Source organism: Actinoplanes sp. NPDC049681, assembly GCF_044465265.1.
Taxonomy (GTDB): Bacteria; Actinomycetota; Actinomycetes; order Mycobacteriales; family Micromonosporaceae; genus Actinoplanes.
The window spans coordinates 383779-402842 of record NZ_JBITLP010000008.1; the positions used below are offsets into that span (position 1 = coordinate 383779).

The 19064-nt window shown below is 70.3% G+C and carries 16 protein-coding genes and 1 tRNA gene; 5 read left to right on the top strand and 12 right to left on the bottom strand.

Annotated elements, in window-relative coordinates:
* Positions 1-10: 10 nt before the first annotated feature.
* From ACIBO8_RS29385 to ACIBO8_RS29410, 6 genes are all read right to left on the bottom strand, one after another.
* Positions 11-349 carry a two-component system response regulator gene (locus ACIBO8_RS29385; protein ID WP_396118582.1) on the bottom strand — a complete coding sequence of 113 codons (339 nt, stop codon included), beginning with the start codon at positions 347-349 and terminating at the stop codon, positions 11-13.
* 155 nt (positions 350-504) lie between these two features.
* Positions 505-2151 carry a methyl-accepting chemotaxis protein gene (locus tag ACIBO8_RS29390; protein ID WP_396118583.1) on the bottom strand — a complete coding sequence of 549 codons (1647 nt, stop codon included), beginning with the start codon at positions 2149-2151 and terminating at the stop codon, positions 505-507.
* A gap of 641 nt (positions 2152-2792) precedes the next feature.
* Positions 2793-3278: a hypothetical protein gene (locus ACIBO8_RS29395; RefSeq protein WP_396118584.1), complete on the bottom strand. Its 486-nt coding sequence runs from the start codon at positions 3276-3278 to the stop codon at positions 2793-2795.
* 15 nt (positions 3279-3293) lie between these two features.
* A complete protein-coding gene (locus tag ACIBO8_RS29400) occupies positions 3294-4550 on the bottom strand; it encodes a WXG100 family type VII secretion target (protein ID WP_396118585.1) in 1257 nt (418 codons plus the stop codon).
* On the bottom strand, positions 4547-4846 hold the full coding sequence (locus tag ACIBO8_RS29405) for a DUF6317 family protein (RefSeq protein ID WP_396118586.1): 300 nt from the start codon (positions 4844-4846) through the stop codon (positions 4547-4549). Before ACIBO8_RS29405 ends, ACIBO8_RS29400 begins: the two co-directional genes overlap by 4 nt.
* The gene (locus tag ACIBO8_RS29410) at positions 4846-5160 is read right to left on the bottom strand and encodes an SAV_915 family protein (RefSeq protein ID WP_396118587.1); all 315 of its coding nucleotides are present in this window, start codon (positions 5158-5160) and stop codon (positions 4846-4848) included. The genes ACIBO8_RS29405 and ACIBO8_RS29410 overlap by 1 nt, the downstream gene beginning before the upstream one ends.
* A 574-nt stretch (positions 5161-5734) precedes the next feature.
* On the opposite strand from ACIBO8_RS29410, the gene ACIBO8_RS29415 reads away from it, so the two are divergent.
* Together ACIBO8_RS29415 and ACIBO8_RS29420 are read left to right on the top strand one after the other, a co-directional pair.
* Entirely contained in the window at positions 5735-6922 is a 1188-nt protein-coding gene (locus ACIBO8_RS29415; protein WP_396118588.1) for a hypothetical protein, read from the top strand.
* A gap of 100 nt (positions 6923-7022) precedes the next feature.
* A complete protein-coding gene (locus ACIBO8_RS29420) occupies positions 7023-7556 on the top strand; it encodes a hypothetical protein (protein ID WP_396118589.1) in 534 nt (177 codons plus the stop codon).
* Between the two features lie 181 nt (positions 7557-7737).
* Here ACIBO8_RS29420 and ACIBO8_RS29425 read toward each other — a convergent pair.
* Positions 7738-7831: transfer RNA gene (locus tag ACIBO8_RS29425), tRNA-Sec, on the bottom strand.
* Positions 7832-7897: 66 nt separating this feature from the next.
* Here ACIBO8_RS29425 and selD point away from each other — a divergent pair.
* Both selD and ACIBO8_RS29435 read left to right on the top strand, forming a co-directional pair.
* On the top strand, positions 7898-8908 hold the full coding sequence (selD, locus tag ACIBO8_RS29430) for a selenide, water dikinase SelD (RefSeq protein ID WP_396118590.1): 1011 nt from the start codon (positions 7898-7900) through the stop codon (positions 8906-8908).
* 9 nt (positions 8909-8917) lie between these two features.
* On the top strand, positions 8918-9238 hold the full coding sequence (locus ACIBO8_RS29435) for a hypothetical protein (RefSeq protein WP_396118591.1): 321 nt from the start codon (positions 8918-8920) through the stop codon (positions 9236-9238).
* Here ACIBO8_RS29435 and ACIBO8_RS29440 read toward each other — a convergent pair.
* Positions 9229-9960 carry a hypothetical protein gene (locus ACIBO8_RS29440; RefSeq protein WP_396118592.1) on the bottom strand — a complete coding sequence of 244 codons (732 nt, stop codon included), beginning with the start codon at positions 9958-9960 and terminating at the stop codon, positions 9229-9231. The two genes, ACIBO8_RS29435 and ACIBO8_RS29440, sit on opposite strands and share 10 nt — an antisense overlap.
* Positions 9961-10038: 78 nt before the next feature.
* Here ACIBO8_RS29440 and ACIBO8_RS29445 point away from each other — a divergent pair, with 78 nt between their 5' ends.
* Positions 10039-10959 carry a LysR substrate-binding domain-containing protein gene (locus tag ACIBO8_RS29445; protein WP_396118593.1) on the top strand — a complete coding sequence of 307 codons (921 nt, stop codon included), beginning with the start codon at positions 10039-10041 and terminating at the stop codon, positions 10957-10959.
* 10 nt (positions 10960-10969) lie between these two features.
* On the opposite strand, the gene nrfD is transcribed toward ACIBO8_RS29445, so the two are convergent.
* The 4 genes from nrfD to ACIBO8_RS29465 form a co-directional block, all read right to left on the bottom strand.
* Positions 10970-11974, bottom strand: a complete 1005-nt coding sequence (nrfD, locus tag ACIBO8_RS29450; protein WP_396118722.1) for an NrfD/PsrC family molybdoenzyme membrane anchor subunit — start codon at positions 11972-11974, stop codon at positions 10970-10972.
* Between the two features lie 185 nt (positions 11975-12159).
* Positions 12160-13203, bottom strand: coding sequence for a 4Fe-4S dicluster domain-containing protein (locus tag ACIBO8_RS29455; protein ID WP_396118594.1), 1044 nt, complete (start codon positions 13201-13203; stop codon positions 12160-12162).
* A gap of 1 nt (position 13204) precedes the next feature.
* Positions 13205-16477, bottom strand: a complete 3273-nt coding sequence (gene fdh, locus ACIBO8_RS29460) for a formate dehydrogenase (RefSeq protein WP_396118595.1) — start codon at positions 16475-16477, stop codon at positions 13205-13207.
* 52 nt (positions 16478-16529) lie between these two features.
* Positions 16530-18965 carry a tetratricopeptide repeat protein gene (locus ACIBO8_RS29465; RefSeq protein ID WP_396118596.1) on the bottom strand — a complete coding sequence of 812 codons (2436 nt, stop codon included), beginning with the start codon at positions 18963-18965 and terminating at the stop codon, positions 16530-16532.
* Positions 18966-19064: the final 99 nt, after the last annotated feature.

The following is a 19064-nucleotide window of genomic DNA, read 5'->3' on the forward strand; positions in this document are numbered from 1 at the left end:
GCGCCGCCTGTCAGGCCAGCATCTCGGCGACGACAGCGGTCAGCTGGCGCGGGCTGACCGGCTTCTGCAGCAGCCGGTCGACGGGTGCCGTTATGTCGTGCGGGCTGCTGCCTGTGATCATCACGATGATGGTGTGCCGGGTGGGCGGATAGGCCCGCAACGCTTCCACCACGTCCGAGCCGGTGAGGTTCGGCATGGTGTGGTCGAGCACCGCGATGTCCGGTCGCAGATCCTTGATCACCTCGAGTGCACGGGCGCCGTCCAGCACGGCGCGCACCGTGTGCCCGGCGCCTGCGAAGGCATAGGCCACCAGGTCGGCGACGTCCGGGTCGTCGTCTGCGATAACCACCGTCGTCATGATGCTTCCCCCTCCAAGTACAGACCATCGTGGCTGCTCTTGGGCTGCCGCCCGCGTTTCGACCGTGGAGCGGTACGGGTGCGAACCTCGGCCCGGAGGCGCCGGCCCGGTGCCGTCGACCTCGACGAGGCCGTGACCTGACGGTCTCAGGTCCGGTAGGCGGCTACGCTCTGCTGCAGCTCCGCTGCCATGCGGGCCAGTTCGGTGGCTGTGGTGTTGGTCTCGGTCGCCCCCGTGGCAGCGGCGTCCGCGGCCGTGGCGACGCCGGCCACGTTCCCGGCGATGTCGCTGGCACCGGCCGCCGCCTGGGCCACGTTGCGCACCATCTCGCTCGTGGTCGCGGTCTGCTCTTCCACGGCGGCGGCGATGGTCGATGCGTAGTCGTTGATCCGGTTGGTGACGGTGTCGATCTCAGCGATGGCCGACACAGCCTGAGCGGTCTCGTCCTGGATGGCCGCGATACTGGCTGCGATCTCGCCGGTGGCCCGCGCGGTCTCCTGCGCCAGATCCTTGACCTCCGTGGCAACGACAGCGAAACCCTTGCCGTGCTCGCCGGCCCGGGCCGCCTCGATGGTGGCGTTCAGCGCGAGGAGGTTGGTCTGTTCGGCGATGGAGGTGATCAGTTGCACCACACTGCTGATCTGAGCCGACGACTGGCCGAGCTTGGCGACGATCTCAGTCGTGCGAGCGGCAGTCGCAGCCGCTTCGGCCGACACCTTCGCCGCCTCGCCCGCATTACCCGCGATCTCGTTGATGGACGCGCCCATCTCCTCAGCGCCGGCCGCCACGGTCTGGACGTTACGAGACACCTGCCCCGCCGCAGCCGACACGGTTCCGGCCTGTGCCGAGGTCTCCTCCGCAGCGGCGGACATCTCGGTGGAGACGGCCGTCAGCTGCTCCGAAGCTGCCGCCACCGCGGCGGAGTTCTCACCCACCTGACGCACCATGGCAGCGGTGGCCTGCACGGATGCATCCAATGCGGCAGCCAGCTGAGCAACTTCGTCAGCACCGTGCAGACCGGCACGCACCCTCAGGTCGCCGTCGCGGACCTGCTCCAGCACAGCCACGCAACGCGACAGTGGCCGTGTGATCAAGCGGGCGATGAGCGCGCCGAGAAACCCTCCGGCGAGAACCCCGAGCAGGAGCATCAACACGACGCTGTTGCGCGAGTTGCGGTACCTGGCCCGGGAGGCGTCGTTCTGCGAGCGGGCGGCAGCGGTCTCGATCTTCACCAGCTCGTCCATCCCATTACTGAGGACGGTGAAGATCGGCGCACCTTCTTTGTCCCGGAGCTGAACGAAGCCGGCGACATCGCCTCGTTCGATCGCCGGGATCATCTTGTCGTCCCGCACCTGGCGGTAACGGGTCATGGCGTCACGGACCTGCGCGACAGCCTTCTCCCGGCCCGTCATGTCGGTGGCGGTGTAGGCAGCGAACGCTTCGTCGAACACCTTGTCCTGAGCACGGCTGGAATCGAGATACTGGCTTACCGGCGAACCGTTGGCGGAAACGGCTGCGTTCAGCACGCCCATCCGCATCATCAACGCCGCCTCTTGCATGCGCGCAAGGTTCGTTATCGGCACCAGCGTCTGGGCGTACATGTAGTCCGACCCGTCCTGCATCTCACCCATGTTGATGAGAGAAGCGACACCCACCGCCACCGCTGCAACCGCCATCACGGCGATGGCCAGCAAGATCTTGGTGCCCACTCCACGGTTCGTGAAAATCTGCTTCCACCGTCCGAGCCCCTTGCCGGCGACCCCCGTCGACCCGCTCATAACGTCCTCTCGCATCGCATACTCGGCCGTCCACGGCCCTGCACCCCTTGACCAAGGCTGATGCGGCGTCGCCAATCGCTGTTCTGATGAGCCTTCCGGGTATGCCGGAAACCCGCCCGAGTTGCGGCGAACTCACAGATTACGGGTCGAGGGTAGTCCAACCGGTCTGATGCGACGGGTTCTTCCCGGCTATGCCTGAGGCGCCGTCCTCCTACGGAGGCGACGCAGACCTCCTGGCTCCTGCCGGGATCGGACAGGCAGAACGCCCGGCAGGGACCGTCGCCGGGCAGCGTCGGCGTCTCCACGGCGAGCCGGCCGGGGGCCCGAGGTCGGTTTTCCTCAAGGCGTATTTGCCGGCTGCATCTACGGGGCCAAACACGCGCGGCGTTGGCGGCCCCCGTTCCGGGGGGCCTTGGTGACGTACAGGGACATGAGTAGCTTCGATAGCCGGCATTCCTCACCCGTCTCGCCGACAGAAGAGGCAGCTACACCAGTGTTGAAGACCGGCCTGCACAACGGCACTGACCTGGGGGTACGTGCTGATTTAGGCTTTCGTTGCCACGTATTTGCCGCGCGGCGCCCGCATTGACTCGCACGACCAGGTACCGCCGCTTGAGCCCTTGCAACGCCGCCCGCTCCGTCGCTCCGCGTCTTGGTCAGTGTTTGATGTCGCTGATCTCGCGGGCTCGTCGTTCGCCGAGGAAGTCGCGGCCGAACATCGCTATCAGCATGGTTGCTATCAGGCCCGTGCCGTATGGGGCCAGTGCCAGTGCCAGTAGTCCGTTCGGCACGAAGGTGCGGGGCGTGCCTGCGGGGGTATCCAGCGGGGCATCAGCGATCTTGCGGAGCCCGGACCGTACTCCGAGGACGACGGTCAGGTCGTAGACGGCAGCGAGCACCAGGCGGAGGGGGTTGTCGCCGGCACCCACGATGCCGATGGTGAAGCCGATCGCCATGCCGCCGACCAGAGCCAAGGCCGCGAGGAAAACGATGACCGCACCGAGTCGGCGTCGCCAGTACGAGGAGCCCCGCGATTGCCACGTCTGGCCGAGGAACGGTACGGGGACGACACCATTGTTGAGCCGCGCTTGCAGGCGCAGGCGGGTGTCTCGATCCTCGGCACGCTTGGGGGGCTTCTTCATCAGATTCGGCTTCCGTCAGAACAGGTTCTTCACGCCGTGCCAGAGGCTTTTGGCCGCCTCCTGCGGGTGTTCGATGTCGTGGCCGACCTTGTGGTACATGCCCACGACGTCTTCATCCCAGGTGGCCTTGCCACTGTCGACGACGCCTTCCCAGGTGCCTTTCAGGACGCCGTCTTCGGTGATGTGTTCGGTCCAATGTCCAGCATGGCCGGCCTCGTAGCCGTAGGCACCGACACCATACGAGACGAACGGTGCCAGCACCGGCCCGACGTACGGGATGCAATCGGTGGCCAGCCCTGCCCCGATCGCGGCGGCGTTGGAACCGCCGTCGACCAATATCGCGTGGGTCCAGCCCCAGCCCTTCTCGTGATCCTCCTTGGCCTGCGCCCAGGTGGCGAAGCCGCCGAGTACGACGTCGACCGCTGGTACCCCGTCGAGCAGCCGCGACAGTTTCCCGCCGTCCTGCATCACCCCGAGCCCGTCAGCGAGGTCGCCCAGCGAGCTGCCGAGGAAGTGACCGCCCTTGAAATGTCCGGCCACCCCTTCGGCGGCCTTCAGGTCCGTTTGCAGCAGCTTGCGCTCCGCGCGCATCTCCTGCAGTTCCGCCGCCAGCTCGGCCTTGGCCGCCGAACCGGCGGGGCTGTGCTTACGGGCGTACTGGGTGTCCTTGTAGCGGCTGTTGAAGTCGTCGAGCTTACTTTTGGCGTCTTCGGCGAACTCGTTCGGCAGCGCGTAGTAGCCCTTCAGCGACGCTGCCAGGATCGCCACATCAGCCGACTTCAGAAACGACGTCGGCTCTCCGGCGATGGCAGCCGTGATCTCGTGCAGCATCTCCGTCGCCTTGTCCCGGGCATCCTGCGCCGCCTGGTACGCCGCCGCTGCATCGGTGGAGTACTGGTGCATCGCTGTCAGCACGGTTTCGGTGTAGACGCCGGGCGGCACCGACCCATCGGCGGCGACCGGGACCCCCGCATCCTGCGCTGCCGACACGGCCCGATCCAGTTGCGCTTGCGCCGCCGCCAGGCCCTCCGCGAGTGCGGCCACGACGGTCCCGGCGAGCTTCACACAGCCGCTGAGCTCCACCACCGCCGTGGAATCCTGCTCCCAGGCACCCTTGAACTCCTCCGCGGCCGCCCCCGACCAGCCTGCATCACCGACGAGCTGGTCAACGCGCCTACTGAGCGCCTCCGCACTGCCGCGCATCTCCTCCGGAACGCCGGCCAGCAAACCTGCCACCCGGTGCAACCCGCCGATGTCGCCTGCGATCTTCACGCTTCCTCGATCACCTTGTTGTACAGCGCCACCACATCGGCGTCGTTCTCCTTGTAGTCATCACGGCACTCCCGCAACTTCGTGCCGTGCTCCTCCATCGCCGCACTGATCCCCGCATTCAGCGACGCGAAAAGCGACAGCACCGCGGCGATCCCCGCGTTCACCGTCGCCTCTCCCCCATCGACCGGCGCCGGAGCCATCCGTGGACGAAGCCCCGCGAACTGCGTCGACTCCGTCATGAACGCCGACGCCATATCACCCAGGTCCTCATAGACGACCTGAAAGCCCGCAGCCATCAATCCCCCTCAGAGGCGTAAAAGACATCCTCCGCCGACCACTGCCGCACATCGATGCCATAGGAGGGATCCACCTGGATCTGGTACACGCCCTGAACCCGCAGCCACACCACGTACGCGTACATCGGCAGACCGACCCACGGCTGAAACGGCCCTAACGTCTTCACCAACGCTTCGACCGAGCTGAACGCAAGCCCTACCCGCTCACCGGAACTAGCCAGCCGGCGCACCTCAATCGCGGGATCTCGCTCACCGGCCTCGCGTACCGGGCGGGCCGGCACGAACACCACATCCCCGTCTGCAGGAAGCTCCATCGACCCCCCGTCCTCCTCAACAACCGCACAGTAGCAACGCCCACTCAGCGGGACAGCCCCCCGGATGTGGCCGGATCAGCTATGTCGCAGCCCGTGCTTGCCCGACTGCGGTGAGGAGGTGATGACCGAACCTGGCGTGCTGACCTGGAATCAACCTGCCGCCCGCCGTCACATAGCTATCGGCGAGTTCCTAGCGTCCGCCCAAGTGAGCCGCCGGCGGGGCAGGCAAGCATGATCGGGTACGCCAAGGCGTCGACCGCGGTCGTAAGGGCGTGTCCTCCGGTCGGCTTGCCGCAGTGCAGCCCGTGACAGCGATCAGCGACGTTGGCCACACCACTAACGCTGAGTGGCGAAATCGTTTGTTCATGGGGGTGCTCCCGCCGGGCTGAAAAAATACTTAACATGGCAGTCATGCCCTCTCAGCTGGCGCATTGGCGTAGCTCTATGTAGGCGGGACTGATTTGATCTTCTCTCAGCCGTCAGGATTCCGCTCGAGGCCAAAAACGAGCGAAGGAGACCGATGGCGTCAACGACAACAACACGGCGGTTACTAACTGGATTTGCCGCCCTAGCCATGGCTGCAGCGATGCTCACCTCACCGGCATCCGCAGCACCGATTCCACCGCCGGCAGCCGATCCGGGCCGCATCCCGGCCGGAGGTGGTCAGCCGCTGGCCAAGCCGGTACCGACGACCTTGAAGTCGGCCGAGCCGTCGTGCAGTGCACCGAAGGACGGCGCCCAGCTGTGTATCGGAGAAGCCAACCCGGCGCGCGGTCGCGGAGCTTCTCCCGAGCTGGTTGCCTGGCCCGATATCTGCGCTCTCAGCGGCCGGGACGGCGTCATCTACGCCGATTCCCGCGTACGGGAATGCCGCGAGAAGCAGGGATTACTCCTGCAGACGACCAGGACGTCCGGCGGTGTAACGACCGTGACGGGGCAGGTCTACTTCAACTTCCTCGACCTCGTCTACTCCGATCGCAACTCGGGTCTATGGACCCATCAAACGGGCTTCTACTCAACCAGCGGCTGGGGAGATGCTGCGGGAGCGACCGTGGCAGCCAACGGCACAGCCGGCGGGTCGTGCGTGCTCCAGTCGCAAAGCTTCCCCACCTCGGCGATCATGCCGGTGCAGGTGGTCAGGGCAGGCGAATCCCGTATCCAGACCGCGGCGACACCGCTCGGCTCCATCGGCCACTGCACCACCATGTGGAGCTGGGCCTTCGCCGTGGCCGGTTACAACCCGACGACCACCACGACCGGCATGCAAGACGTCCGATGCGACAACGCCAGCGGTGAAAGCCGCGGCCGTCCCGCGCGCGTGGGCTGTGTGGTGTGGTGGTATCCGGCTCCCGTCGTCTACAGCAGCAGCCGCTATCCGTCGCTGACGTCGCACGTGTCGCGCGCACAGGCCTCGGGGCTGCCGGGCAGGGATGTCACCGCGCCGCTGCGCCGCAGCACCAATCCGGCTGACGAATCCTTGAACCGCAGCCGTGCCTGTGGTGACGCGCCAAGCATCCCGAACAAGAGCTGCGACGAATATCCGCTGGCGACGACTCTCAACGGTCTCGCCTTCGGAGGGACCCGCCGCACCTTCTCGGGCTGCAACATCAACGCCCCGACCGGTGTCACGGGTCCGAGCGGGGCGAGCGCCTGCATGATCACCGCGTCGGAGAACTCCGCTCAGGGCGGCATCATGTCCGGGTTCTACTACGACGAACGCGTGCTGCATGCCGATCCGTACATCGTCTCCGTAGGCCCCTGACCGAAGTCCAGCGATAGTCTCATCGCCTGGTGCAGTCGCCACCTGGCCGCACCAGGCGATGCTCACGGCTTCATTGATCGGTATGTCGGAGGCACACCCCATGTCCGCGACCTCCTCACTCGTCGCTGAAGACCACTCGTTCGTTCTCGCCGACGGGCCAGAATTCCCGCTCGAGAGCGCCACCTGGACGACCGGGCTCGTGGCCGAAATGGCCATAGGCGCGATGGTCTACACCGGCGTCAACAAAGGCAGGGTGCAGGTCATTGCCGACGCCCTAGCTGACGCACCAGACCACTACGACCTACATGCGTGGCAACAACTGCATGACTGGGACGACATCGTCGAGATCACCGTCACCGCCCCGCTGGGCCAGCTCGGCATCCACCAGCAGCTGCTCATGCCCGGCGAACCTGCCCCGCAACTGCCCAACATGAGCCCCGCCGGACCCGGCACATACCGACTTCGTGCGCACGCCGCCGGCCGCGACCGACACTACGACAAGAACGTCGACGACTCCGGCGAGCGTTACCTGTTCCTGACATGGCCGGCGCCGCCCCGCCCTCCCCTCATCATCAAGAGCACAAGCTGGTGCGGATACGGGCTGCGACTCGGCGAGGTTGAGAAGGCGCAGTGAGCCAGCCGTTCATCCGGTGCCTTCCCCAAGAGGCATGATCAACGCCAAACTTTGTCACGCATTTGTCGCAGCTAGTGGACCGCACCGGTTCTGAGTGAGACCCAGTGAGAACCGGTTCGGCATGAAGCGCATACCCCGGCAGGGCATCTTTCAGCAGCTCAGCCGGGGTCCGGCCAGGTAAGCGGAGGCGGACGGGAATCGAACCCGCCTGACCCGGATACCGGGCCACACCGGTTTTGAAGACCGGGAGGGGCACCAGCCACCTGAACGCCTCCGTCGATCACCCTAGCGGGATCTTCCCGGGCCGGGCGCGCCGCCCGCCCCCGTGCGAGAGTGCGGGGGTGACGACGACGCGGCCCGAGCGGCTGACCCAGTACGCCCACGGTGGCGGGTGTGCCTGCAAGATTCCTCCCGGCGAGCTCGAGGCCGTGGTCGCCGGGCTGGTCGGCCCCGCGGCCCCCGAGGGGCCTGGCGAGCTGCTGGTCGGGCTCGACGACGGCGACGACGCCGCTGTGGTGAAGCTGGGCGCCGGCATGGCGGTGGTCGCCACCGCCGACTTCTTCACGCCGGTCGTCGACGACGCGTACGACTGGGGCCGCATCGCCGCCGCCAACGCCCTGTCCGACGTGTACGCGATGGGCGGCAGCCCCGTTGTAGCCGTCAACCTGCTGGCCTGGCCGCGGGACGTGCTGCCGATGGAGCTGGCCGGTGAGGTGTTGCGGGGTGGCCTCGACGTGGCGCGGGAGGCCGGGTGTCATGTCGCGGGCGGGCACAGCGTGGACGATCCGGAGCCCAAGTACGGCATGGCGGTCACCGGTGTCGCCGACCCGGCCCGGCTGATGCGCAACGACGCCGGGGTGGCCGGCACCCCCCTGACGTTGACGAAGCCGCTGGGCATCGGGGTCCTCAACAGCCGCCACAAGGCCACCGGCGAGGTGTTTCCGCAGGCCGTGGCGGCGATGACGGGGCTGAACCGGGACGCCTCCGAGGCCGCTGTCGACGCCGGGGTGGTGTGCGCGACCGATGTCACCGGGTTCGGGCTGCTCGGCCACCTGCACAAGCTGGCGCGGGCGAGCGGGGTCACGGCCCGGGTCGACGCGGGCGCCGTACCGTATCTGGACGGTGCTCGGGAGGCCCTGGCCGGCGGATACGTCAGCGGCGGCACGCGGCGTAACCTCGACTGGGTGTTGCCGCACGCCGACACCGGAGGTCTGTCCACCGAGGAGTTGCTGCTGCTGGCGGATGCGCAGACCTCGGGCGGGCTGCTGGTCGCCGGGGTGGTTCCGGGCTATCCGGTGGTGGGTGAACTGTTGCCGGCCCGCGCCGACGGGAAGACGCTCGAGATCCGCTGAGGGGGCGGGATGCCGGATTCGGTCCAGTGGTACTGGGAAACGTCGGGCGTGGCCGCCTGCTTCGTCGTCGGCACCGATGTGTTCTCCCGTTCGGGCGCGCATCTCGGGCGGTGCGTGGGCAACGAAGTGTTCGGGCTCGACGGCAGATACCTCGGTGAGATCCTCGAGGACCGCATCGTGCAGCGCGACGGCCCCCACGGCACCGTCGGCGTGATGCCCCGCAAGGCGCAGCCGGCGCGCACGCCACCACCGAACAAGGAGGCCACGAAGCTGCTGCCGCACGGCGTCCGCGCTCTCCCGCTGGTCAGGAGGCCGCACGGTCAGGGCTGACGGCCGGTCAGTGCGCCGACGAGCTCGGCGAATGCGCTGCGTTGAGCGGCGGTCAGAGCGGCGTAGAGCGGGGCTTGCAGCTCGTTGGTGAGTCGTTCGGCGCGCTGCCATCGCGAGATCGACGTGGCGGTCGGGGGATGCGCGGGCTGCCAGCCGTACTCGGTGGCCCGGCCGGGACCGAGGTTGACGACCATGGCCTCGTAGGCGCTCAGTCCGCAGGCGCGTACCGCGGCCAGGTGGCAGGCACCGCGGTGCTCCCTCAGGACGTGGATGTGCTGCATGGCCGCGGCGACCGGATCGGCGGGAGAGGGCTGTACGCGCCAGCCGGCGAACAGGGGCAGGCCGTCGCCGTCGGCGGCGTCGATCAGGTGGTGCGCCAGCCGGTTGAAGTGCTCGACGTCGACGTCGTCCGGGATGTGGGCACGTCCCCATTCCCCGATGGCCCGGGCGTACCAGGCGACGGCGTCGGCCGCCGGCATCACCGGGCGTCCCGCCAGCCAGCCGGCCGCGACCAGGCCGGGGCCGAGGAAGCCTTGGACGGCCTGTACCACCGCGACCGGCGCCTCGCCGAGCACACCGAAGCGGCCGCGGCAGTAGAAGCCGCGTCCCGGGGCGAAGCCGGCGCGCCGGCCCACGGCGCTCGTCGCCTCGTCGGCCATGAACTCGTCGCCGAAGTCGTGGACGGGCCGGGCCACCGCGGCGATGCAGTCGTCGATCTCCATGCGAGGACGATCATCGGTGCGACCGCATAGGTCAAGGGGTGGATTCCTGCGGTGAACCTATAGCTATCCTAACGAGTCATGCTGGATGTCCGCCGCTTGCACATGCTCACCACCGTCGCCGCCCGCGGCTCCATCGCCGCGGCCGCGCAGTCCCTGGCACTGACCCCGGGCGCGGTCTCCCAGCAACTGTCGGCGCTGCGCCGCGAGGTCGGTGTCGAACTGCTGCGCCCCGACGGACGCACCGTGGCCCTGACCGAGGCAGGCCGGGTACTCGTCGACCACGCCGAGCAGATCTTCGCCGCGATTCGGGAGGCCGAGAGCGCCGTCGCGGCGGTCAAGGGTACGGTGGGCGCGACCGCGACCCTCGCCGCGCTGCCGTCCACCGTTGCCCGCATCGTGGCCCCGGCACTGCACACGCTGGCTTCCCGGCACCCCCAGCTCACCGTCACCTGCCTCGTCACCGACCAGGCGCAACTACGGGAACTGCTGCTCGGCACCGTCGACGTGGTCCTCGGCCAGCGCTACCACCACCTGCCCGAGGCCACGGTCGCCGGCGTTCAGGCGTACCCGTTGCTCGACGACCCGCTGCTGGTCGTCACCGCGGCAGCGCACCCCGGCGACGCGCCCGTGGCCCTGTCCGACCTGGCCACCCATCGCCTGGCCGTGCCGCCACCGACCACCGAATGCGGGCAGGCGATTCACCACGCCTGCCAGCAGGCCGGCTTCACGCCCACCGCGCCCTATGTCACCGCGGACATCGCCGCGCAGCTCACCCTGGCCCGAGCCGGCCTGGCCACCGCGCTGATCCCCGCGACGGCCATCGAAACGGCGGCCCCGGGCATCCGCACCACCACCATCGCCGACCGCCCGATCCGCCGCCGGCTGTTCGCCGCGATCCGCAGCAGCGACACCCCGAACCCCACCACCGCCGCCGTCGTCACCGCCCTGCGCACCAGCGCACGCCGTGCACGGGCCGGTCAAGCCCTCGCCCTGCCATGACGGGTCCGTTTCAGAGGCCGATCGGCCCCCTCCGAGGAGGGTCCGTCGTCTTCCCCGTCGGCTCCTCGGACCCGACGGCCTGCGGCCGCGACGCCGAGGCCAGGCGCTCCCGCTGCGGGACCACCGTGTACTTCGGGTCCTTCGCCGAGGCCACGCCGCCGTCGAAGATGCCGAAGCGGGTGGCGAGGGACGCGGCCAGCAGCGAGAGCCCCGACACCGCCGACACCACCCGGCTGCGCCGCCCCAGCACCGCTCCGGCTACCCCGGCGATGGTCAGCAGCCGCCCCGTGCGCAGCAGCCGGCCCGCTCTGCCCTCGCGGTAGGGCTCGCTGAGGATGCCCTTGGTGGTCTCGATGCGGTGGGCGCCGTACAGCTCGAGCGCCGCGCCGCAGACGGCCATGCGCCGGGCCGGGCCTGCCTGGTTGGCGGGTGCGGCCAGGAGGCCGACACCGGCGCCGCTGGCCAGGGCGCTGCCGGCGAAGACGAACGGCAGCTCCGGGTACGCCTCGTGCCAGCTGGGCGTGGCCGTGTCGGCGAGCAGCACCGCCGTGTACGTCGCCAGGGCCGGCGCGAAGAGGGCGGCGCCGTACTGGCCCGCGGTGCCGACCGGGGGCAGGACGCGGCGGGTCAGGCCGAGGATCCCGTGACGGGGCAGCAGGGGTGCCGCCTCCGCGACCGCCGACGCGCCGGCTGCCGCACCGAAGGCGCTGAGGATCCAGGTGCCCATGGACATCGGAGACGTCGGTTTCGCCACCCGCAGCATGTGGAGGAAGCGGGCGGGCCGGCCGAGGTCGTGGACGAGGAAGTAGGTGCTGGCGGTGAGGGCGCCCAGCGCGGTCAGCCGTCCGGCCCGGCGCAGGGCCGGGCGTCCGGTGGCGTCGCCGCCGGCCGCCAGCAACGCGGAGCCGGCCGCGAGGCCGCCGGTGAACAGGTACGCGGCGATGTCGTGGTGCCAGACCGGCGCCTTGACGATGGGCCGGCCGTAGTAGGACCGGAAGTCGGCCGGCGGGACCATGGACCGGTCGCCGCGGCCACCGCCCTTCCGCCGGGCACCGCCCCGCGCATCCCCAGCCCGGTCACCCGGTCCCGTGAGACCGGCGCGGTCGCCGTGCCGGTCGCGGGTCAGGCCGCTGCCCTCGCGCCCGGCCGGGGGCGGACTGAGCCGCTCGTCGCGCGGCTGTTCCCGTTCCTCGCGGGGCCTCATGAGCGCCGTCCCGCGAACGACACCACGGCCGTGGCGGCCATGGCGAGGGCGGCCAGGCCGGCCCGCTTCCACATCGCCTTCAGGTCGCGGGTGGTGACGACCGGGTCCGGCGGCAGGCCGTACACCTCCGGTTCGTCGAGGAGCAGGAAGAAGGCGCCGTCGCCGCCGACGCCGTCGTTCGGGTCGTGGCCGTAGAGGCGCGCCTCCGCGACGCCCTGCTCGTGCAGCTTCTCGAGGCGGTGGGCGGCCCGCCCGCGCAGCTCCTCGAGCTCACCGAACTGGATGGACTCGGTCGGGCAGGCCTTGGCGCAGGCCGGGGTGAGGCCGTCGCCGATCCGGTCGTAGCAGAGCGTGCACTTCCACGCGCGGCCGTCGTCCTTGCGCTGGTCGATGACACCGTACGGGCAGGCCGGGATGCAGTAACCGCAGCCGTTGCAGATGTCCTCCTGGACCACGACCGTGCCGAACTCGGTGCGGAACAGCGAGCCGGTCGGGCACACGTCGAGGCAGGCCGCGTGGGTGCAGTGCTTGCACACGTTGGACATCATCAGCCAGCGGAAGTCGCTGCGCGGCGCGTCGATGGTGCGCCCGGGCAGGTCCGACATGGGCATGCCGAGGAATTGCGTGCCGGCGGCGGCCAGGGCGTCCGGGGCCGGGGGTACGCCCGGCGTGGTGCCGGTGTCCTGTCCGGTGCCCGCCGCGACGACCGCCGTGTGCGCGCTCGCCGACGGTCCGGCCGGCAGTCCTTCGAACGCGCCCGGGACGTCCGTGCCGTGGCCCGAACCCGCCACCGGCTGCTCGATGAAGGCGACGTGGCGCCAGGAGTTGGCGGTCAGGCCGCCGGTGTTGTCGTACGACGTGCCCAGCAGGTTGAAGCCGTCGTCCGGGACGAGGTTCCACTCCTTGCACGCCACCTCGCACGCCTTGCAGCCGATGCAGACGCTGGTGTCGGTGAAGAAGCCCATCCGCGGCGGCGGGTCCAGGTAGCCGGCGTCCGGGGCCGGGTCCAGCGGGCCGTAGAGGCTGTTCGGTCCGGCCACGTCAGCTCTCCTCCGGCTGGTCGACCTCGGTGGTGAGGATCGGCGTACGGTGATCCGGTGTCAGCCCGGCACGTTCCCGGTAGCCGCGCACGTACTCGATCAGTTCCGGACCGGTGGGCCGCCGGCCGGGCCGGATGTCGCACGTGCCCACCTTGCTCTCCTGGATCAGCACGTTGGGGTCGAGCGTGATGCCGATCAGGTCGTTGGCGGAGTCGCCGGTCACCAGCCCCTCGCCGCCCCAGTGGTACGGCATCCAGATCTGGTGCACGATCCGGTCCTCGATGCGCAGCGGCGTGAGCCGGTCGGTGACCAGCACCCGCGCCTCGATCGCCGCGCGGGCGGTGACCACGTGCGCCCAGCCCAGGTGCTCCAGGCCGCGTTCGCCTGCGAGCTCCGGCGACACCTCGACGAACATCTCCGGCTGCAGCTCCGACAGGTACGCGAGCTGCCGGCTCATCCCACCGGCCGTGTGGTGCTCGGTGAGCCGGCTGGTGCTGAAGACGTACGGGTAGACGTCGAGGTGGCGTTCCGGCGCGCTCGGGTTGGTGAGGTTGTCGGAGCGGTCGTACACCTTGCGGGTGGGGTTGGCCTGCTGCTCGTAGAGCGCGTTGCGGACCATCGACTCCGCCGGCTCGTAGTGGGTCGGCATCGGGCCGTCGATGAGCCCGCTGGGCGCGTAGAGCCAGCCCTTCCCGTCGCCCTGCATGATGAACGCGTCGTCGCCCGAGATCGCCTCGACGCCCGTCGCGCCCTCCGGCGGCCGGTACGACGGCGGCTTGGTCTTCTCGAAGTCGGGCACGTCGTAGCCGGTCCACTCGCCCGCGTCCGCGTCCCACCAGACGTACTTCTTGCGCTCGGACCAGGGGCGGCCGTCGGGGTCGGCGGACGCGCGGTTGTAGAGCGTGCGCCGGTCGGCCGGCCAGGCCCAGCCCCACTCGCGGGCCACCCAGTCCTGGTCGGTGCGCGGCTTGCGGCGGGCCGCCTGGTTGACGCCGTCCTTGAACACGCCGGTGTAGATCCAGCAGCCGCCCGCGGTGGAGCCGTCCGGCTTCATCTCGGTGAAGGCGGACAGCGGGCGGCCGGTGGCGATCTCGTACCCGTTGATCTCCTTGAGCACGTCCTCGCCGCTGGGCTCGTCGCCGCGCTCGCCGTGCAGGGGGTAGTCCCAGGTCAGGTGGAGCAGGCCCTGGTCGCGCGGCGCGGTGGAGCCGGCCAGCCGTTCCCGCAGCATGCGGCCGAGGTGGTAGAAGAACCACAGCTCCGAGCGGCAGTCGCCCGGCGGCTCGACGGCCTTCTCCCGCCACTGCAGCAGCCGCTGCGTCTGGGTGAAGGTGCCCTCCTTCTCCGCGTGCGAGGCCGCCGGCATGAAGAACACCTCGGTCTTGCACTGCTCGGGCACGATCTCGCCGGTGGCGACCTCGGGACCGTCCTTCCAGAACGTCGCGCTCTCGATCAGGAACAGGTCGCGGACCACCAGCCAGTCCAGATTGGCCATGCCGAGGCGCTGGGCGCGGCCGTGCGCCGAGCCCACCGCCGGGTTCTGGCCCAGCAGGAAGTAGCCCTTGATCTTGCCGTCGATCATGTCGAGGACCTGCTGGTACGTGCCGTGATCGCCGGTGAGGCGCGGCAGCCACTCGTACCCGAAGTCGTTCTCGGCCGTCGCGGCGTCGCCGAAATAGGCCTTGAGCAGGCTGACCGCGAACGCCTCCGCGTCGGCCCAGAAGCCCTGCTGCTCGGGGTGCCGGATCGAGTCGATCCACTGCCGGAACGTCTCGTGCTGGCGGTGGTGCGGCATCGGCAGGTAGCCGGGAAGCAGGTTGAACAGGGTCGGGATGTCGGTCGAGCCCTGGATGCTGGCGTGCCCGCGCAGTGCCATCACGCCGCCGCCGGGCCGGCCCATGTTGCCCAGCAGCAGCTGGATGATCGCGCCGGCGCGGATGTACTGGACGCCGACGCTGTGCTGCGTCCACCCGACGGAGTAGACCAGGGCGGTGGTCCGCTCGCGGCCGGAGTTGGCCGTCCACGCCTCGCACACCTCGAGGAACTTGTCCTGCGGCACGCCGCAGAGCCGTTCCACGACCTCCGGGGTGTAGCGGGCGTAGTGCCGCTTGAGGACCTGGTAGACGCAGCGCGGGTCCTGCAGGGTCGGGTCACGCGGCACGTCGGCGGGCACCGGCGGCCCGTGGGACTCCTGCTCGAGCCCGGAGGCGGTTTCCCGGTCGATGTGCGAGCCGCCCTCCTCCTGCCCGTGTTCCTGCTGACCGGCGTACTGCCAGCTGCTCTGGTCGTACGCGTGGGTCTCGGGGTCGTAGCCGGAGAAGAGCCCGCCGAGCTCCTCGGTGTCCTGAAAGTCCTCACTGACCAGCATGGACGCGTTGGTGTACGCGAGCACGTACTCCCGGAAGTCCTTCTCGTTGGTGAGGATGTAGTTGATCACGCCACCCAGGAAGGCGATGTCGGCACCGGCGCGCACGGGCACGTAGGAGTGCGCCAGCGCACTGGTACGGGTGAAGCGCGGGTCGATGTGGATGACCTTGGCGCCGCGCTTCTTCGCCTCCACCACGTACTGGAAGCCCACGGGGTGGGCCTCCGCCATGTTGGAGCCCTGGATGATGATGCAGTCGGCGTTGGCCAGATCCTGGAGGAATCCGGTGGCCCCGCCACGGCCGAAGCTGGTCCCCAGACCGGGGACGGTGGCGGAGTGTCAAATACGGGCCTGGTTCTCGATCTGTATGGCGCCCATGGCGGTGAAGAGCTTCTTGATCAGGTAGTTCTCTTCGTTGTCCAGCGTGGCGCCGCCGAGGCTGGAGATGCCGAGCGTGCGGTGCAGCGGGCGGCCGTCCTCGTCGGTGTCCTCCCAGGTCTCGTCGCGCGCGGCGAGGACCCGGTCGGCGATCATGGTCATCGCCGTGTCGAGGTCGAGCTCCTCCCACTTGGTGCCGTACGGGCGGCGGTAGAGCACTTTCTGCTGACGGCGGTCGCTGGTGACCAGGCTCTTGCTCGCCGAGCCCTTGGGGCACAACCGGCCCTTCGAGATCGGGCTGTCCGGGTCGCCCTCGATCTGGACGACCTTGCCGTCCTTGACGAAGATCCGCTGACCGCACCCGACCGCGCAGTACGGGCACACAGACCGGGCCACGGAGTCGGCCGTCTCGGTGCGCGCGGTGAGGGCCTTCGAGCGCGCGGACTGCGCGGCGGCGCCGCGGCCCAGCGGGTCGGTGCCGGTCAGCTGCCGGTAGACCGGCCAGCCCTCGATCCAGGTACGGACACCCATGAGATCGACACTAGACCACGGTTCCGGGCGTCGCACGGCGAGCCGCGGCCGTTCACCGGGGTAGCTCCGCCAGCCGTTCCGCGGCACCGGGGGTGCCGGCCACCATCTCCGATCTCAGCTCGTCGACCCGGCCCTGCGCGGCCAGCAGGGCGACCAGGTGGTTCGCGGCGAAGACGTCGCCGGCGTCCGCGCGCTGCCGCAGCTCCCCGGCCTCTCCCTCACCGGCGAGAAGCTCGGCCAGCCGGTCGGCGGCGTACATGTCACCGGCGTCGGCGCGGAACCGGAGTTCGCCGATCGAGCGGCGCTCCGCCAGCATCCTGCTCACCTCGACCGCGGCGGGCGCGTCCGGGCGGTCGCGGAGCATGGCGATCGCCTCGTCCGTCCGGCCCTGCTGCTCGGCCAGGCGCGCGAGCTCGACCAGGGCGTAAACGTCCCGGTCCGCGGCGCGCCGGTGCAACTCCTCGACGCCGCCCTGCCGGGCCAGCGCCTTGGCGAGCGCCTCCGCGGCGTACCAATCGAGCAGGTCGGCGCGTTGGCGGAGCTCGTCCAGCCGTCCCTGCGCGGCCAGCAGCTCGACGAGTTGCACGCCGGCGTACCCCTCCGCCGCGTCCTCGTGCCGGCGCAGCAGGGCGATCGCCTCGTCCAGGCGGTTCCTGCTCGTCAGCACCTCGGCCAGGCGGACGACGGCGGATCCGTCCGCCGCGTGCTCGTGCCGTCGCAACAGGGCGATCGCCTCGTCGACATCGCCCTCATCGGCGAGCAGCTTGGCGAGCCGGTCCGCCGCGTACCCGTCGCCCGAGTCCGCACGATGCCGCAACTCGTCGACGCGGCCCTGCTCGCCGAGCATGCGGGCGAGCCGCTCGGCGGCGTACCCGTCACCGCCGTCGGCGCGCCGGCGAAGCTCCTCCTCGCGGCCCTCACGGGCCAGCAGCTTGGCGATCTGGTCACTGGCGTGGCCGTCGCCGGCGTCGGCGCGTCCCTCCAGCTCGTCGACCCGGCCCTGCTCGGCCAGCATCTTGGTGACGCGGATGCGCGCCAGTTCGTTGCCCGCGTCCGCCGCGCGCCGGTACAGCGCCTCCGCCGCGCGCCGCTGGCCCCGCCGGGCTGCGTTACCGGCGAGGCGCATGCTGTCGCCGGGGTGGAGGGCCACCAGGACGTCCCACACCGCATCAGGCACGGCGACGGTACGGCGGGTACGGCGGGCGTGCTGGTACAGATAGTCGGCGGCGACGTAGCCGGCCGTGCGGCCCATGCCGGCGGCGACCGGGACGAGGCAGGCCGTGGCACCGTGCAGCCGCGTGGTGGCGTAGCCGAGGGCCTGCTCGAACCAGTCGGGCGGCGCGGTCGCCTGCTGGGCGCTGGTCAGGTAGGCCGGGGCGGCGGCGGAGAGGAAGTCGGCGCCGAGGCACGCATCGGCACCGGCTCGCCGCGCATCGAGCGCCGCCGTGATCACCGCCTTGCCGTAGCACTGCCGGGGCTGCGTGACGTCCGCGTGCTCCCACCACCGGATCAGCTCCGGGCCCGCCGCGAGGACCTGGGTGAGGCCGGCGTCGCGGGTGTCCAGGGCGACCCTGATCCGGCTGTCAGCGGCCAGCTCCTCGGCACGGCGCCGCTCGGCGGCGCTGAAGGTGTCCGGCACGTCGACGACCCGGGCGAGGCCGAGCAGTTCCCGGTCGCCCGCGTACGGATCGGGCCGTCCGGGGACGCGTGGGGCGGACCGGCCGGCGTACTCGTCCGGCCACAACGTGCAGACGACCACCAGGCCCGCCGTCACGAGGGCCCGGACGACTCCGGGCGCCAGGCCGCCGGGCTCGTCCAGGTAGCGCTGCAGCTCGTCCAGCCACACCACAGTGCGGGGCGGCGGTGCGTCGGCTGTCGCCCGTACCCGCTGCGCGTCGGCCGGATGCAGCAGCCACCACTCGGGCAGCGACGCGCGCACCGCCTCGACCAGCGTCCGGGTCTTCCCCACCGACGACCCGCCTCTGAGCAGGAGGAACACACCGCGCCCGGCGCCCGCCGCGGCCAGCGAGGCGCGCAGGTCCAGGTCGAGATCACGCGGCACGTACACCGGGAGGTCGCCGCTGTCGGGGCCGACCTGGATCGAGGAGTGCACACCGAGCAGGCGAGGGTCGGCGTCGCGGACCCGGACAGCGCCGGCGGGCCGTTGCAGGTGCCGGGTGCTGACCCGCTCCCAGGCCCGGAGCCAGGGCTCACGGGCGCCCTCGTCCACCTCGCAGGCGGCCAGGAACGTGACGACGGTGTCCCGCCCGGGCGTCGTCTTGCCCTTGAGCATGTCGCTGAGGGTGCTGGGCGGCAGCACATGGCGGGTGGTCCGGCCCCCGGCCGCCCGGTCCAGCTCACTGTACGAGCGCGTGCCCCGCAGCGCGTCGAGGGCGACCGCCAGCTCCTGGACCGTGTGGATCCCGTCCGGCTCACGGGTGGGGCCGGCGCTCCGGCCGCTGTTCGGTGCGGTCTCACCGGAGGGCATCCGAACACCGTAGACGTTCCACCTCCCGCGCGGTGGATCGTCATCCGCCCGGGGGTCTGTCCGGTGTCGTTCGGCGCTGCTGCCGGACAGCCCGCGGGG